Consider the following 16,519-nt stretch of genomic DNA (forward strand, 5'->3'; position numbering starts at 1 on the left):
GTAACGGGCAAATACCATTACGCTGCCGGAATCATTCTGGCTTTGGGTTGAGACATGTTCACACTCTATCGCACGACGCTGGCAATGTGCTGCCTGGTCTCGCTCCTTCCTGTGGCGGCGCTGGCTGACGACGCACCGGCTACCCCGCCCGAGACACCGCCTGCAGCAGAAGCTACGCCCTCGCGCCCGCCCCTGATCGAGCGCAGCCAGGAGGACGCCCAGGCACTCGAACGCCGCGTGCCCAAGGCCGAACAGCAGACCCTGCAAGCCGGTGCCGACAGCTTCCTGGCGTTGTGGAAACCCGCCAACGACAGCGACCCGCAGGGCGCGGTGATCATCGTGCCAGGGGCCGGCGAAACGGCCGACTGGCCCAACGCCGTGGGGCCCCTGCGCCAGAAATTCCCGGATGTGGGCTGGCACAGCCTGAGCGTAAGCCTGCCTGACCTGCTGCTCGACAGCCCATTGGCGCGTGTGCAGGCCAAGCCTGCCACGGCGCCTGTTCAGGCCGATGGGCAAACGGCGCCTGCCAAGGACGAACCTGCCGACGCCAACGCCAATGTGGCGCAAGCCACCGCTGCCGAGCCCGAAGCGGCACAAGGGACCGATGCCGAAGCTGCCAGCCAGCAGGCCGACCCCGCCGATGCCGAGCGCATTTTCGCCCGCCTGGACGCCGCCGTCGCGTTCGCCCAGCAACACAATGCCCGCAGCATCGTGCTGATCGGCCATGGCAGTGGCGCCTACTGGGCAGCCCGTTACCTGAGCGAAAAACAGCCGCCAGAGGTGCAGAAGCTGGTCATGGTTGCCGCCCAGACACCGGCGCGTGTCGAGCATGACCTGGAGAGCCTGACGCCCACCCTGAAAGTGCCCACGGCCGACATCTACTACGTGACCCGCAGCGCTGATCGCAACGCTGCCATGCAGCGCCTGCAGGCCAGCAAGCGGCAGAAAGACAGTCAATACCGCCAGCTGTCCCTGATCGCCATGCCGGGCAATCAGGCCGCCGACCAGGAACAGTTGTTTCGTCGCGTGCGGGGCTGGATGCAGCCCTGATGGTGCGGGCAGGGCAGGATCTCTGCCGGCGCTCGGTCCCGGCTAGAAATCGCGGCGCTTACGGATCAGCGCGTAAGCCTGGTGCAGTTCGCGGGTTCGCTCGGTGGCTTCGCGTAGCTGCGCCTCGCTGGCGCCGGTGCCGGCCAGCTTGTCCGGGTGGTGACGACTGACCAGTCGCCGATAAGCCTGTTTGACAAGCGCGCCCTCGGTGTCGGTGTCCACGCCAAGCAGGCGCATCGCGGCCGCATAGGTCATGCCGACCCCTGCCATGCCAGCCGTTCGACGAGGTTCGTACTCCTGGGACATGGCCTGCACCTGGCGCCGGCTCATGCCCAGTTTGTGCCCCCAGTCCAGCAGCAGCTCCCGCTCCTTGTTGCCCATCTTGCCGTCGGCCCAGACCATGCGCCAGCTGGCGCGCAAGGTGCCTTCCGCCCCATGGGGCTGCTGGCGGATCCGGCGCAGATAGCTGCCCAACCGCTCCTTGCCACCCTTGCCCCGATTGAAGGCATCGATTGCCCGCAACCTGGCCGCTTCATCCAGGTTCAGCCGGGCCATTTCTTGCCGAGCCTGCTGGATATGCTGCTCGACCACACGCCCATCGCTCTTGGCCAGGCGCCCGAGCAGCACGAACAGCAACTCTTCGTCCCTTGGCGCCGGACGCCCGCCCAAACGCTCGCGCACATCGTCCCAGCCTTGCAGGCGCAGGTGACGGTCCATCATCTGCCCCGCCAGCGCACCGAGCAGGGCACCAGGAATACTGGCGATGGCAAACCCTGCTCCAGCCCCGATCAACGTGCCTGGCCACCACATCTCAGCGGTGCTCGCCCAGCAGACGCTCGGCCTCGGCCAGGCGCTCGACGGTGCCCACGTCGACCCAGTGCCCGGCAAAATGCTCACCGCTCACCTGGCCGCTGGCCATGGCCTGGCGCAGCAAGGGCGCCAACTTGAAGGCGCCGGGTTTGCAGCCTTCGAACAACGCCGGATGCAGCACCGAAATACCGCTGAAGGTCAACGTACCGGCTGCACCGTCCCCATCGACCACTTGGGTACCGGCCAGGCGAAAGTCGCCTTGGCCGTGATGGCCGGGGTTGTCCACCAGCACCAGGTGGGCCTGCCCTTGCAGCGGCGCCTGCAAACGCGAGAAATCGTAATCGGTCCAGATGTCACCGTTGATCAACAGGAACGGCGCATCTCCCAGCAAAGGCAAGGCCTTGAAGATACCGCCTCCGGTCTCCAGCGGTTCGCCTTCCGGGGAATAGGCAATACGCAAGCCGTAACGGCTGCCATCGCCCAAGTGGTCCTCGATCTGCTGACCCAGCCAGGCGTGGTTGATCACGACGTCGGTGACCCCTGTCGCGGCAAGGGCCATCAGGTGGTATTCGATCAGCGGGCGCCCCGCCAGCGGTATCAGCGGCTTGGGCGTGTGCAGGGTCAGCGGGCGCATGCGCTCGCCTTTGCCTGCTGCCAGAATCATCGCCTTCATGCACGCGCTCCCGCTTGCAGGCCAGCAATCAGCTCGCCCAGCTCGGCAAGCTCCGGCCGCCGGCCGATCACTTCTTCTATATAGGCGAAGAAGCGCGGTACGTCGGCCAGATAACGGGGTTTGCCGTCACGGTGGCAGATGCGGGCAAAGATACCGATCACCTTGAGGTGGCGCTGTACGCCCATCAGGTCGCTGGCACGCTGGAAGGCTTCGAACGTGCCCTGCACCGGTACGCCTGTGGCCTTGGCCTTGTGCCAGTAATCGCGCAGCCAACCTTCGACCCTCGCTTGCGGCCAACTGAGAAATGCATCCTTGAACAGGCAGGTGATGTCGTAGGTGACCGGGCCGTAAACGGCATCCTGGAAATCCAGCACACCGGGGTTAGGGGCGCTCTGCATCAGGTTGCGCGGCATGTAGTCGCGGTGTACCAGCACCTGCGGCTGGGCCAGGGCGCTGTCGATCAGCAACTGGCTGGACCGCTGCCACGCTGCCGCCTGGGCCTCGTCGAACGCCAGGCCAAGCGCATGCTTCACGTACCACTGGGGGAACAGTTCCACTTCCCGGCGCAGCAGTGCCTCGTCATAGCGGGGCAACGGTGCGTCCATGGGCAGCGCTTGCAAGGCCAGCAAGGCATCAATGGCATCGGCGAACAGGGCATCGGCATTGTCGGCGTCGATGACGTCCAGGTAGGTCTGGCGGCCCAGGTCGCCCAGTAACAGGAAACCGCGCTCAAGGTCCTGGGCATGAATCACGGGCACATGCACACCGCCACTGGCCAGCAGGTGATCGATGGCGACGAACGGTCGGCAATCTTCCTGTGGCGGCGGTGCATCCATGATCACGAAACTGTGCCCTGCGCCCTCCCAGCGAAAATAACGGCGAAAGCTCGCATCGCTGCTGGCAGGCGTCAGGCTGCCGGCCGGCACCGGGCCCCAGGCCTGGCGCAGGAAAAGGTCTTGGAGTTGCTGGTCGAGCCACGCGGACAGTTGCTGCAGGCGTACATCGTGTTCAGGCATTACAAGGGTCTCCGACGGCCCTAGCCGTCAAGCGGGTCATGCTTTATTATCCAGCATCTTTTTCAGACCATCGAGAGGCGTGCGGCCCCACACGCGGGCAGATGGCACGCAGGAAGCCCGGACTAATAAGATGGCATTGAAATCCCCCGCGTTTCGTAGAAAGTTTCCGTTGCTCGTCACCGGCAGTCTGCTGGCCCTGCAACCTCTGGCCATGTCGCACGTCATGGCAGCCGAACAATTCGACTGCCAAGTGTCCGCCTCCGGTGGTTGGGACTGCAAGCCCAAAACCGCCGTCACCAACCTGCCACCGCGCCCGGTGCACGAGGGTGCCGCCGCTGCTGGCGGTACCGGCACCGAAGCGGCTGGCGAAGCCGAGGCCGACCGGCCGGTGCTGGTCACCGAGGCCAAGGGCCGTGGGCTGAAGTCGCGCAGCGAGGACTACAGCCACCTGGACTGGGTCCCACGTGACAAGCTGACCGCCGCGCAACTGGCCGAAACCGGCCCGTACTGCGGCGGTGCCTATGTCGAGCCGCTACGCCCCGGCATGGCTGACACCACGCCCAAGGACGAGTCGCCGACCTACATCAACGCTAAGGTATCCAAGTACCAGCAGGAGCAGCAGATTGCGACCCTGGCCGGTGACGTGGTCATGCGCCAGGGCAGCATGCAGGCCCAGGCCGACGAGGCCAACCTGTACCAGGCCGAGAACCGTGGCGAGCTCAAGGGCAACGTCAAGATCCGCGACAACGGCTCGCTGGTCGTCGGTGACCAGGCGCAGATCCAGCTCGACACCGGCGAAGCCCAGGTCGACAACGCCGAATACGTGATGCACAAGTCGCACATTCGCGGCAGTGCCCTGTACGCCAAGCGCGGTGAGAACGCCATCATCCGCCTCAAGGACGGTACGTACACCACCTGCGAACCGGGCAGCAACGCCTGGCAGCTCAAGGGCAACAACATCACCCTCAACCCGGCCACCGGGTTCGGCACCGCCACCAACGTCACGCTGCGGGTCAAGGATTTCCCGGTGTTCTACACACCGTACATCTACTTCCCGATCGACGACCGCCGCCAGTCCGGCTTCCTGCCGCCGTCGTTCAGCACCAGCAGCGACACCGGCTTCATGCTGGTGACCCCGTACTACTTCAACCTGGCGCCCAACTACGACGCCACCTTGTACCCGCGCTACATGACCAAGCGTGGCCTGTTGATGGAAGGCGAGTTCCGCTACCTGACGCCTTCGAGCGAAGGCCAGTTCGGCGGCGCCTACCTCAACGACAAGAGCGACGAGCGCAAGGACCAGACCGACTACAAAGACCAGCGCTACATGGTCAACTGGCAGCACAAGGGTGGCCTGAACGAGCGCCTGATGACCGAGGTGAACTACACCGACATCAGCGATCCGTTCTACTTCCAGGACCTGGAGTCGGACCAGATCGGCGTCGAGAACAAGGACTTCCTCGACCAGCAGGGTGCCCTGACCTACCGCGGCGACAGCTACACCGCGCGGTTGAACGTGCATGCCTACGAGGCGGCGACCATCTCGCAGATCACGCCTTACGACCGCCTGCCGCAGATCACCCTCAACGGTGTGCTGCCGTATCAACCGGGCGGCTTGACCATGGGCTACGAAACCGAAGCGGTACGTTTCGATCGTGACCTTAAGAGCGACTTCGTCCGCGACAAGGATGGCAACCCAGATCTGTCTGCAGGGTTCCCTGGCCGCCGTCTGGATCAGAATATCTTCGGCGTGGCGCGCGCCAACGGCACGCGCTTGAACGTGGCACCGTCCATCAGCCTGCCGATGACGGCCAGCTACGGTTACCTCACCCCCAAGCTCAAGTATGCATACACCAAGTACGACTTGGATCTAGACAGCGAAGGCAAACGCAACCTTATCGAAGACCCGAGCCGCGTTGCGCTCGAAGGTGACTTCAAGAGCAGCCAAAGCCGCGACGTCCCGATCTTCAGCGTAGACAGCGGCCTGTATTTCGATCGCAACACTTCACTGTTCGGTACGAACTACAAGCAAACACTCGAGCCGCGCCTGTTCTACCTCTATGTCCCCTACAAGGACCAGAAAGACATTCCGCTGTTCGATACCAGCGAAACCCTGTTCAGCTACGACTCGCTGTTCCGCGACAACCGTTTCAGCGGTTCGGACCGCATTGGCGACGAGAACAAGCTCTCGCTGGGTGTCACCACTCGCTGGATCGAAGACGACGGCTTCGAGCGTCAGAACTTCAGCATCGGCCAGGCGTACTACTTCAAGGACCGCAAGGTTCAGCTGCCGGGTATCGATTACAAGAACCGCAGCTATGCCCAGTCCGACACTTCGCCTTACGCGTTGGTGTACAACTACTACTTCAACCGCGATTGGCGCTTCAATTCGGATTTCAACTGGGACCAGGACAGCCACAGCACTCGCTCGGCCAGCGCCATGTTCCACTACCAGCCTGAGGCCAATCCGAACAAGATCGTCAACCTGGGCTATCGCTACCGAAACGACACGGTCGCCTTCGATTCCAGCACGGGTCGCTGGAAAGTGGACGGTGGCGACTACGGCACCCCAGGTAGCCCGAACTACATCAAGGACTACTACAAGATCCAGCAGCACGACTTCTCGGTCATCTGGCCGATCGTCCCGCAGTGGAGCGTCATCGCTCGCTGGCAGCATGACTACAACCGCAACCGCACCCTGGAAGCCATGGGCGGTTTCGAGTACGACAACTGCTGCTGGAAGCTGCGCTTGATCAACCGTTACTGGCTCGACTTCGACGACTACAGCCAGGCACTGCCGCAGAACGAAAAAGGCGACCATGGCGTATTCCTGCAGGTCGTTCTCAAGGGCCTCGGCGGCGTCGTTGGCAACAAGGTCGAATCCTTCCTCGGCCAAGGCATTCAAGGTTACCGTGAACGTGAAGAACAAGCTTATTGATCGACTGCGCCCAGTACTGCTGGGCGTCGCTTTGCTGAGTGGCGCGGTGCATGCCGCGGTGCAACCGCTTGATCGGGTGGTGGCCATCGTCGACAACGACGTGGTCATGCAAAGCCAATTGGACCAGCGCGTGCGTGAAGTTCAGCAGACCATCGCCAAGCGCGGCGGCAGCGTGCCGCCAAGCGGCGCCCTGCAGCAGCAGGTGCTGGAACGCCTGATCGTCGAAAACCTGCAGCTGCAGATCGGCGAGCGCTCGGGCATCCGCATTACCGATGAGGAGCTGAACCAAGCGATCGGCACCATTGCCCAGCGCAACGGCATGTCCATCGACCAGTTCCGCGCGGCCCTGGCCCATGACGGCCTGTCGTTCGACGATGCTCGCGAGCAGGTCAAGCGCGAGATGATCATCAGCCGCGTGCGCCAACGCCGGGTGGCAGAGCGCATCCAGGTGTCAGAGCAGGAAGTGAAGAACTTCCTGAATTCGGACATGGGCAAGATGCAGATGTCCGAAGAATACCGTCTGGCCAACATCCTGATCCCAACGCCGGAAGCGGCCAACTCCAGCGACATCCAGAAGGCTGCGCGCAAAGTGGGCGATGTCTACCAGCAGCTCAAGCAAGGCGCGGACTTCGGTCAGATGGCAATCGCCAACTCGGCCAGCGAGAACGCGCTCGAGGGCGGCGAGATGGGCTGGCGCAAAGCCGGTCAACTGCCCCCAGACTTTGCCAAGATGCTGAGCAGCATGCCGGTGGGTGAGATCACCCAGCCCATTCGCATCCCCAACGGCTTCATCATCCTCAAACTCGAGGAGAAGCGTGGTGGCAGCGAGAACGTGCTGCGCGACGAGGTGCACGTACGCCACATCCTGATCAAGCCAAGTGAAGTGCGCAGCGAAGCCGCCACCCAACAACTGGCTGAAAAGATCTACGAGCGCATCGAAAATGGTGAAGACTTTGCCACCCTGGCCAAGAGCTTCTCGGAAGATCCGGGCTCGGCGCTCAACGGCGGCGACCTCAATTGGGTAGACCCGAACACCCTGGTGCCGGAGTTCCGCGAGCAGATGGCCAACGCCCAGCAAGGCGTGGTGACCAAGCCGTTCAAGACCCAATATGGCTGGCATGTGATGGAAGTGCTGGGCCGCCGCGCCACTGACAGCACCGAACAGGCCCGTGAACAGCAAGCCCTGAGCGTGCTGCGCAACCGCAAGTACGACGAAGAGCTGCAAACCTGGCTGCGCCAGATTCGCGACGAAGCCTACGTTGAAATCAAGCTGCCTGGCGCTGACCAGGCCGCTCAGTGAAGCCCCTGCGCTTCGCCGTCACACCCGGCGAGCCAGCGGGGATAGGTCCTGACCTATGCCTGCTGCTCGCCGCCGACGCCCAGCCCCACCCCCTGATTGCCATCTCCAGCCGTGACCTGCTCGCCGAGCGGGCCACCCAGCTGGGGCTGGACATCACCTTGCTGGCTGTCGTGCCAGGGCAATGGCCGAGTCAACCGGCACCCGCTGGCAGCCTGTATGTGTGGGACACGCCGCTGTCTGCCCCAGTGGTCGCCGGTCAGCTGGACAAGGCCAATGCGCCGTTCGTGCTGCAGACCTTGACCCGTGCCGGACAAGGCTGCCTGGACGGCGATTTCGACGGCATGATCACAGCGCCCGTGCACAAGGGCGTTATCAACGAAAGCGGTATTCCTTTTTCGGGGCATACCGAGTTTCTCGCTGAGCTGACCCATACCGCCCAAGTGGTGATGATGCTGGCTACCCATGGCCTGCGCGTCGCCCTGGTCACCACCCACCTGCCCCTGCGTGACATCGCCGAGGCCATTACTGCCGAGCGCATCGAGCGCGTGACACGCATTCTGCACACCGACATGCGCGATAAATTCGGCATCGCCAACCCTCGCATCCTGGTATGCGGCCTGAACCCCCATGCGGGAGAAGGTGGCCACCTGGGCCGCGAGGAAATCGACATCATCGAGCCTACCCTGACCCGCCTGCGTGCCGAAGGCATGGACCTGCGCGGGCCACTGCCGGCCGATACCCTGTTTACCCCCAAATATCTGGAGCACTGCGACGCGGTGCTGGCGATGTACCACGACCAAGGGCTTCCCGTACTCAAGTACAAGGGCTTCGGCGCTGCGGTCAATGTCACGCTGGGCCTGCCGATCATCCGTACCTCGGTTGATCATGGCACGGCCTTGGACCTGGCCGGCACCGGCAAAGTCGATACCGGCAGCCTGCGCGTTGCCTTGGACACCGCCTACCAGATGGCCGAGAACCGACCATGAACGAGCAATACCAACACCGGGCGCGCAAGCGTTTCGGGCAGAACTTCCTGCACGATGCAGGCATCATCGACCGCATCCTGCGCGCCATCAATGCCAAGCCAGGCGAACACTTGCTTGAAATCGGCCCGGGCCAGGGCGCATTGACCGAAGGCTTGCTGAGCAGCGGCGCGCAACTGGATGTGGTGGAGCTGGACAAGGACCTGGTGCCGATCCTGCAACACAAGTTTGCAGGCAATGGCAATTTCCGCCTGCACCAAGGTGACGCCCTGAAGTTCGACTTCAACCAGCTCGGCGTACCGGCACGTAGCCTCAAGGTGGTGGGCAACCTGCCCTACAACATCTCTACACCTTTGATCTTCCACCTGCTCAGCCACGCCGGCCTGATCCGGGACATGCACTTCATGCTGCAGAAGGAAGTGGTCGAGCGCATGGCCGCAGGGCCTGGGGGCGGTGATTGGGGTCGGCTGTCGATCATGGTCCAGTATCACTGCCGCGTCGAACACTTGTTCAACGTAGGCCCCGGCGCCTTCAACCCGCCGCCGAAAGTGGACTCAGCCATCGTCCGGCTGGTGCCGCACGATGTGCTGCCTCACCCGGCCAAGGACCCGCAGTTGCTTGAGCGGGTGGTTCGCGATGCGTTCAACCAGCGTCGTAAGACGTTGCGTAATACCCTCAAAGGCTTGCTCGACAGCGCCGCCATCGAGGCCGCTGGCGTGGATGGCAGCCTGCGCCCCGAGCAGCTGGATCTGGCGGCTTTCGTGCGCCTGGCCGACCAGTTGGCTGATCAACCGGCCTGACCGGCCCCCTGCCCCGCTGACCGCAGTCAGCACCTGCAAGCTGATCGCCGCCCCGATGCTTGGGGCTTGCTTGCCGGGCCAGCCTGCCATCGCGCCGCTGGCCCTCTCCCCTCCCTATGGCCTAGACTGCATCATTGCGTCAGTTCCCCAAGGCCCTTGCATGACCGACCCTCGCTATCAGATCGACGTCAGCGTCGTGACCCGTTACCTCAAAGAGCAATCCGACCCCGAGAGCAGCCGCTTCGCTTTCGCCTACACCATCACGATCCATAACAATGGCTCGCTCAAGGCCAGGCTGCTGTCCCGGCACTGGCTGATCACCAACGGTGATGGCGAGGTTGAAGAAGTGCAAGGCTCTGGCGTGGTCGGTCAACAACCTACGATCGAGCCGGGCCAGAGCCATACCTACAGCAGCGGCGCCGTCATCACCACCCGCGTGGGGACCATGCAGGGCAGCTACGAAATGTTTGCCGAGGACGGCAAGCGCTTCGACGCACAGATCGCGCCGTTCCGCCTGGCAGTACCTGGGGCGCTGCACTGATGGCCACGTACGCCGTCGGTGACTTGCAAGGATGCCTGCAGCCGCTCAAATGCCTGCTTGAACGTGTGCGCTTCGACCCGGCGGTGGACAAGTTGTGGCTGGTCGGCGACCTGGTGAACCGTGGCCCCGAGTCGCTCGAGACGCTGCGCTATCTGTATTCGATTCGCCAGTCGCTCACCTGCGTGCTGGGCAACCATGACCTGCACCTGCTTGCGGCCTGGCGCAACGTCGAACGCCTCAAGAAGAGCGACACGTTGCGCGAAATCATCGAGGCCCCTGACGCCGACCAGCTGCTCGACTGGCTGCGCCAGCAAAAGCTGCTGCATTACGATGAACCGCGCGGCATCGCCTTGGTACACGCGGGCATTCCACCGCAATGGACACTGGGCAAAGCTCTGGAGCTGGCTGCCGAAGTCGAAGAAGTACTGCGCGATGACAGCCGTCTGCCGCTGTATCTGGACGGTATGTACGGCAACGAGCCCGCCAAGTGGAGCAAGCGTCTGGCGGGTATCGAACGCCTGAGGGTCATTACCAATTACCTGACGCGCATGCGCTTCTGCACCGCAGAAGGCAAACTCGAATTCAAGAGCAAGGAAGGGCTGGACAGCGCCCCCAAAGGGTACAAGCCCTGGTTCGCCCACAAAGGTCGGCGTTCGCGTCACGTGAAGATCATCTTCGGGCACTGGGCCGCCTTGCAGGGCCAGGTCGAGGAACCCGGAGTCATCGCGCTGGACACAGGCTGCGTATGGGGTGGATCCATGACCCTGTACAACGTCGATGACGGTCAGTACCACCACTGCGATTGTGCCGATGACGGCACCCTGCGCCCTGCGGCACCAATTCCAACCTTAAACGATCAACCCGGAACAGAGCCAACTCCATGAGCGAATTCAAGCGCATCCCTCCCGAACAGGCCCTGGCCCTGCGTGCGCAAGGTGCCGTCGTGGTCGACATTCGTGACCCGCAGGCCTACGCAGCAGGTCACATCACCGGAGCCCGCCACCTGGACAACCACTCGGTTGCCGACTTCATTCGCAATGCCGACCTGGACGCACCGACGCTGGTCGTCTGCTACCACGGTAATTCGAGCCAAAGCGCGGCTGCCTACCTGGTAGGGCAAGGCTTTTCCGACGTGTACAGCGTCGATGGTGGCTTCGAGCTATGGCGCTCGACCTACCCTGCCGAAACCGCCCAAGGCATTGAAGAATAAATTTTTCATCGTCACTGCAGCCCGCGCCATGCGCGGGCTTGAGTCCGTTCTGACGAACGGTCGCTAGCAACTTCCGTCACCCGTGCCCTTGACCTTGCCGATTACCAACTATCCTTAAGCGCAGGCCATCCGGAAAAAGGGGAGAGCCGGTACACCGGCGTGCGGGTCATCGGTAGCGCTATAGGGTGTTTGGGGGGTATATGGCAACCGGCAATGCCGCTTGCATACCAGCATCAGCTGACTGATCCGGCGTCGTCTCAACGTATCGAGCGAGGTGACGTCATGAGTATTTTTAGCCACTTCCAACAACGCTTCGAGTCCACGCGCCAGGAAGAACTCTCGCTGCAGGAGTACCTGGAACTGTGCAAGGAGGATCGTAGCGCCTACGCATCGGCATCCGAGCGCCTGTTACTGGCCATCGGTGAGCCAGAGCTGATCGACACCTCCACCAACTCCAGGCTGTCGCGCATCTTTTCCAACAAGGTGATCCGGCGCTATCCGGCCTTTGCCGACTTCCATGGCATGGAAGAGTGCATCGACCAGATCGTGTCGTACTTCCGCCATGCCGCCCAAGGTCTGGAAGAGAAGAAACAGATTCTTTACCTGCTTGGCCCGGTGGGTGGCGGTAAATCCTCCTTGGCCGAAAAGCTCAAACAGCTCATGGAGCGGGTGCCCTTCTACGCCATCAAGGGGTCGCCGGTCTTCGAGTCGCCGCTGGGGTTGTTCAACGCCACCGAAGACGGGGCCATTCTCGAGGAAGAGTACGGCATCCCGCGGCGCTACCTGAACACCATCATGTCGCCGTGGGCCACCAAACGCTTGCAGGAATTCGGCGGCGATATCAGTAAGTTCAAGGTGGTCAAGCTCTACCCCTCCATCCTCAACCAGATTGCCATCGCCAAGACCGAGCCTGGCGACGAGAACAACCAGGATATCTCTGCGCTCGTGGGCAAGGTGGATATCCGCAAGCTTGAAGAATTCCCGCAGAACGACGCCGACGCCTACAGTTATTCGGGCGCACTTTGCCGAGCCAACCAAGGCCTGATGGAATTCGTCGAGATGTTCAAGGCGCCCATCAAGGTGCTTCACCCGCTGCTGACGGCCACCCAGGAAGGCAACTACAACAGCACCGAAGGCCTGGGCGCTATTCCCTACTCCGGGATCCTGCTGGCGCACTCCAACGAGTCCGAATGGCACACCTTCCGCAACAACAAGAACAACGAAGCTTTCATCGACCGTATCTACATCGTGAAGGTGCCTTACTGCCTGCGGGTCAGCGACGAGATCCGCATCTACGACAAGCTCCTGATCAACAGCTCGCTGTCCAAGGCCCACTGCGCCCCGGACACGCTGAAAATGCTGGCCCAGTTCACCGTCCTCTCGCGCCTCAAGGAGCCTGACAACTCCAACATCTATTCGAAGATGCGGGTGTACGACGGCGAAAACCTCAAAGACACCGACCCCAAGGCCAAGTCCATCCAGGAGTACCGCGACTCGGCAGGCGTCGATGAAGGCATGAACGGCCTGTCGACCCGCTTCGCCTTCAAGATCCTGTCCAAGGTGTTCAACTTCGACCCCCACGAAGTGGCGGCCAACCCGGTCCACCTGCTGTACGTGCTCGAACAGCAGATCGAACAGGAACAATTCCCGGCCGAGGTGCGCGAACGCTACCTGCGCTACCTGAAGGAATACCTGGCTCCTCGGTACATCGAGTTTATCGGCAAGGAAATCCAGACGGCTTACCTGGAGTCCTACAGCGAGTACGGCCAGAACATCTTCGACCGTTATGTGCTGTACGCCGACTTCTGGATCCAGGATCAGGAGTACCGCGATCCGGAAACCGGCGAAATCCTCAACCGCATCGCCCTGAACGAAGAGCTGGAGAAGATCGAGAAACCGGCGGGTATCAGCAACCCCAAAGACTTCCGCAACGAGATCGTCAACTTCGTGCTGCGCGCCCGGGCCAACAACAACGGCAAGAACCCAAGCTGGCTCAGCTACGAGAAGCTGCGGGTGGTGATCGAGAAGAAAATGTTCTCCAACACCGAAGACTTGCTGCCTGTCATCAGCTTCAACGCCAAGGCCAGCAAGGAGGATCAACAGAAACACAACGACTTCGTCACGCGCATGGTGGAGCGTGGCTACACCGACAAGCAGGTACGCCTGCTGTCGGAATGGTACCTGCGGGTCAGGAAATCGCAATAAAGCGGCAAGCGACAAGCCGCAGGCTTCACGCTGGCCGGCGCCGTGCACCCCTTCGGCGCCAGTGCCCGCAGCTGCGGCGGCTGCTCTTTCTTGCAGCTTGAAGCTTATGGCTTGCAGCTGCTCCCCGCAGGAGGAACCATGAGCTACGTTATCGACCGACGCCTGAACGGCAAGAACAAGAGCACGGTCAACCGCCAGCGCTTTTTGCGCCGGTACCGTGATCACATCAAAAAGGCCGTGGAAGAAGCGGTCAGTCGCCGCTCCATCACCGATATGGAGCACGGTGAGCAGATCAGCATCCCTGGCCGTGATATCGACGAGCCAGTGCTGCACCATGGCCGTGGCGGCAAGCAAACCGTCGTACACCCGGGCAACAAGGAATTCACCGCAGGCGAGCATATCCCCCGTCCACAGGGTGGCGGCGGCGGCAGTGGCCGTGGCAAGGCCGGCAATGCCGGTGACGGCATGGACGACTTCGTTTTCCAGATCACCCAGGAGGAATTCCTGGAGTTCATGTTCGAGGATCTGGAGTTGCCCAACCTGGTCAAGCGTCACCTGACGGGTGCAGACACTTTCAAGAACGTGCGCGCCGGTATCGCAAGCGAGGGCAACCCGTCACGCATCAATATCGTACGTACACTGCGCTCGGCCCATGCTCGGCGCATCGCGTTGACCGGCAGCAGCCGCGCCCTGCTTCGCGAAGCCCAGAAGGAGCTTGCCCGCCTGCGCGTCGAGGAGCCTGACAACTTTACCGACATCCAGGAAACCGAGCAGGAGATCGAGCGGTTGAAGGCGCGTATCAATCGGCTGCCCTTCCTCGACACCTTCGACCTCAAATACAACCTGCTGGTGAAGCAACCGAACCCCAGTTCCAAGGCCGTCATGTTCTGCCTGATGGACGTTTCGGGCTCGATGACCCAGGCCACCAAGGACATCGCCAAGCGCTTCTTCATCCTGCTGTATCTGTTCCTCAAGCGTAACTACGACCGGATCGAAGTCGTGTTCATACGGCACCACACCAGCGCACGCGAGGTGGATGAAGAAGAGTTCTTCTACAGTCGCGAAACCGGCGGCACCATCGTCTCCAGTGCCTTGAAGCTGATGCAGGAAATCATGGCCGAACGCTACCCAGCCAGTGACTGGAACATCTACGCGGCCCAGGCATCGGATGGCGACAACTGGAACGACGACTCACCGATCTGCCGCGACATCCTCACCCGGCAGATCATGCCGCACGTTCAGTACTACACTTACGTGGAAATCACCCCACGTGAACATCAGGCGCTCTGGTACGAGTACGAACGTATCGGCGATGCCTTCCCCGATACGTTCGCGCAACAGCAATTGGTATCGGCCGGCGATATCTACCCGGTCTTCCGTGAACTCTTCCAGCGCAGGTTAGCCACATGACCGCCAGAGCACAGAGACGCCAGCCTATCTCCACCGGCTCAGAGTGGACGTTCGACCTGATCCGAACCTACGACCGGGAAATCGGCCGCCTGGCCGAACGTTACGCCCTGGACACCTACCCCAATCAGATCGAGGTAATCACCGCCGAGCAGATGATGGACGCCTACGCTTCGGTCGGCATGCCGCTGGGTTATCACCACTGGTCCTACGGCAAGCAATTCCTCAGTACCGAGAAATCCTACAGCCGCGGGCAAATGGGGCTTGCCTACGAAATCGTCATCAACTCCGACCCCTGCATCGCCTATCTCATGGAAGAGAACACCATGTGCATGCAGGCCCTGGTAATCGCTCATGCGTGCTATGGGCACAACAGTTTCTTCAAGGGCAACTACCTGTTCCGCACCTGGACCGATGCCAGCTCGATCATCGATTACCTGGTCTTTGCCAAGCAGTACATCGCCCAGTGCGAGGAGCGTCACGGGATCGATGCGGTGGAAGACCTCATCGACTCTTGCCACGCCCTGATGAATTACGGGGTGGACCGCTACAAGCGCCCCTACCCCATTTCCGCCGAAGAAGAGCGTCGCCGGCAGAAGGATCGGGAGGAACACCTCCAACGGCAGATCAACGACCTGTGGCGCACCATTCCCAAAAGTGCCGACAAGGCCAGTGAACGGGACGACGTGCGTTTCCCCGCCGAACCTCAGGAAAATATCCTCTACTTCATCGAGAAGAACGCACCGCTACTCGAACCCTGGCAGCGCGAGGTGGTGCGGATCGTGCGCAAGATCGCCCAGTATTTCTATCCACAGCGCCAGACCCAGGTGATGAACGAAGGCTGGGCGACCTTCTGGCACTACACACTGATGAACGATCTGTATGACGAGGGGCTGATCACCGAAGGCTTCATGATGGAGTTCCTTCAGTCCCATACCAGCGTGGTCTTCCAGCCGGGTTTCGATAGCCCCTATTACAACGGCATCAACCCTTACGCACTGGGCTTTGCCATGTACACCGACATTCGGCGCATGTGCGAGGCACCCACCGAGGAAGATCGCCACTGGTTCCCGGACATTGCCGGCAGCGATTGGCTTTCAACCCTCAAGTTCGCCATGAGCAGCTTCAAGGACGAAAGCTTCATCCTTCAATACCTGTCGCCCAAGGTGATGCGTGATCTGAAACTGTTCAGCATCCTGGACGATGACCAGCGGGACGAACTGTACGTGCCTGCCATCCACGATGATGCAGGCTATCGCACCATCCGCGAACAATTGGCCGCCCAGTACAACCTCGGCAATCGCGAGCCTAACGTGCAGATATGGAGCGTCGATCGTCGCGGAGATCGGTCGCTGACGCTTCGTCACCAGCAACACAACCGCAAGCCCTTGGGGGATTCGACCGAAGAGGTACTCAAGCACCTGCATCGCTTGTGGGGGTTCGATATTCACCTGGAAACCGTGCAAGGCGACCAGGTGATGAAAACCCATCACATGCCCCCTCGTGGCGAGCACGGCGAAGGCTCTGACTACGGGCGCCTGGACATGGCGGTCATTCACCACCTGTGATGCGCCCCCCTGGCGGTC

At 61.7% G+C, this 16,519-nt stretch carries 14 protein-coding genes; 11 read left to right on the top strand and 3 right to left on the bottom strand.

Annotated elements, in window-relative coordinates:
• The first annotated feature begins 54 nt into the window (after positions 1-54).
• Positions 55-1,050, top strand: coding sequence for an alpha/beta hydrolase family protein (locus ACK59L_RS04890; protein ID WP_167338872.1), 996 nt, complete (start codon positions 55-57; stop codon positions 1,048-1,050).
• Positions 1,051-1,092: 42 nt separating this feature from the next.
• On the opposite strand, the gene ACK59L_RS04895 is transcribed toward ACK59L_RS04890, so the two are convergent.
• The 3 genes from ACK59L_RS04895 to ACK59L_RS04905 are packed head-to-tail and all read right to left on the bottom strand — an operon-like array spanning position 1,093 to position 3,549.
• Complete coding sequence (locus tag ACK59L_RS04895) at positions 1,093-1,860, bottom strand: TerB family tellurite resistance protein (protein WP_078479213.1); 768 nt, start codon at positions 1,858-1,860, stop codon at positions 1,093-1,095.
• 1 nt (position 1,861) lies between these two features.
• A complete protein-coding gene (gene murU, locus ACK59L_RS04900; protein WP_409272185.1) occupies positions 1,862-2,533 on the bottom strand; it encodes an N-acetylmuramate alpha-1-phosphate uridylyltransferase MurU in 672 nt (223 codons plus the stop codon).
• On the bottom strand, positions 2,530-3,549 hold the full coding sequence (locus tag ACK59L_RS04905; RefSeq protein WP_409272187.1) for an aminoglycoside phosphotransferase family protein: 1,020 nt from the start codon (positions 3,547-3,549) through the stop codon (positions 2,530-2,532). The genes murU and ACK59L_RS04905 overlap by 4 nt, the downstream gene beginning before the upstream one ends.
• Before the next feature lie 130 nt (positions 3,550-3,679).
• Between ACK59L_RS04905 and ACK59L_RS04910 the strand changes: the two genes are divergently transcribed.
• From ACK59L_RS04910 to ACK59L_RS04955, 10 genes are all read left to right on the top strand, one after another.
• A complete protein-coding gene (locus ACK59L_RS04910) occupies positions 3,680-6,487 on the top strand; it encodes an LPS-assembly protein LptD (protein WP_409272189.1) in 2,808 nt (935 codons plus the stop codon).
• Entirely contained in the window at positions 6,462-7,787 is a 1,326-nt protein-coding gene (gene surA, locus ACK59L_RS04915) for a peptidylprolyl isomerase SurA (protein WP_088523757.1), read from the top strand. Before ACK59L_RS04910 ends, surA begins: the two co-directional genes overlap by 26 nt.
• Positions 7,784-8,773: a 4-hydroxythreonine-4-phosphate dehydrogenase PdxA gene (gene pdxA / locus ACK59L_RS04920; protein ID WP_409272191.1), complete on the top strand. Its 990-nt coding sequence runs from the start codon at positions 7,784-7,786 to the stop codon at positions 8,771-8,773. The genes surA and pdxA overlap by 4 nt, the downstream gene beginning before the upstream one ends.
• Positions 8,770-9,570, top strand: coding sequence for a 16S rRNA (adenine(1518)-N(6)/adenine(1519)-N(6))-dimethyltransferase RsmA (gene rsmA / locus ACK59L_RS04925; protein WP_078479218.1), 801 nt, complete (start codon positions 8,770-8,772; stop codon positions 9,568-9,570). Before pdxA ends, rsmA begins: the two co-directional genes overlap by 4 nt.
• Positions 9,571-9,730: 160 nt before the next feature.
• Positions 9,731-10,111, top strand: a complete 381-nt coding sequence (gene apaG / locus ACK59L_RS04930) for a Co2+/Mg2+ efflux protein ApaG (RefSeq protein ID WP_058603038.1) — start codon at positions 9,731-9,733, stop codon at positions 10,109-10,111.
• Positions 10,111-10,995, top strand: coding sequence for a symmetrical bis(5'-nucleosyl)-tetraphosphatase (locus ACK59L_RS04935; protein WP_409272193.1), 885 nt, complete (start codon positions 10,111-10,113; stop codon positions 10,993-10,995). The genes apaG and ACK59L_RS04935 overlap by 1 nt, the downstream gene beginning before the upstream one ends.
• Positions 10,992-11,321, top strand: coding sequence for a thiosulfate sulfurtransferase GlpE (gene glpE / locus ACK59L_RS04940; RefSeq protein ID WP_058603036.1), 330 nt, complete (start codon positions 10,992-10,994; stop codon positions 11,319-11,321). The genes ACK59L_RS04935 and glpE overlap by 4 nt, the downstream gene beginning before the upstream one ends.
• A 282-nt stretch (positions 11,322-11,603) precedes the next feature.
• Entirely contained in the window at positions 11,604-13,526 is a 1,923-nt protein-coding gene (locus ACK59L_RS04945) for a PrkA family serine protein kinase (protein WP_058603082.1), read from the top strand.
• A gap of 138 nt (positions 13,527-13,664) precedes the next feature.
• Positions 13,665-14,936, top strand: a complete 1,272-nt coding sequence (locus ACK59L_RS04950) for a YeaH/YhbH family protein (protein ID WP_058639609.1) — start codon at positions 13,665-13,667, stop codon at positions 14,934-14,936.
• On the top strand, positions 14,933-16,501 hold the full coding sequence (locus ACK59L_RS04955) for a SpoVR family protein (RefSeq protein WP_058603034.1): 1,569 nt from the start codon (positions 14,933-14,935) through the stop codon (positions 16,499-16,501). The genes ACK59L_RS04950 and ACK59L_RS04955 overlap by 4 nt, the downstream gene beginning before the upstream one ends.
• Positions 16,502-16,519 lie beyond the last annotated feature (18 nt).

It is taken from the genome of Pseudomonas sp. KCJK9111, from assembly GCF_046231935.1.
In the GTDB taxonomy this organism is placed as follows: Bacteria; Pseudomonadota; Gammaproteobacteria; order Pseudomonadales; family Pseudomonadaceae; genus Aquipseudomonas; species Aquipseudomonas parafulva_B.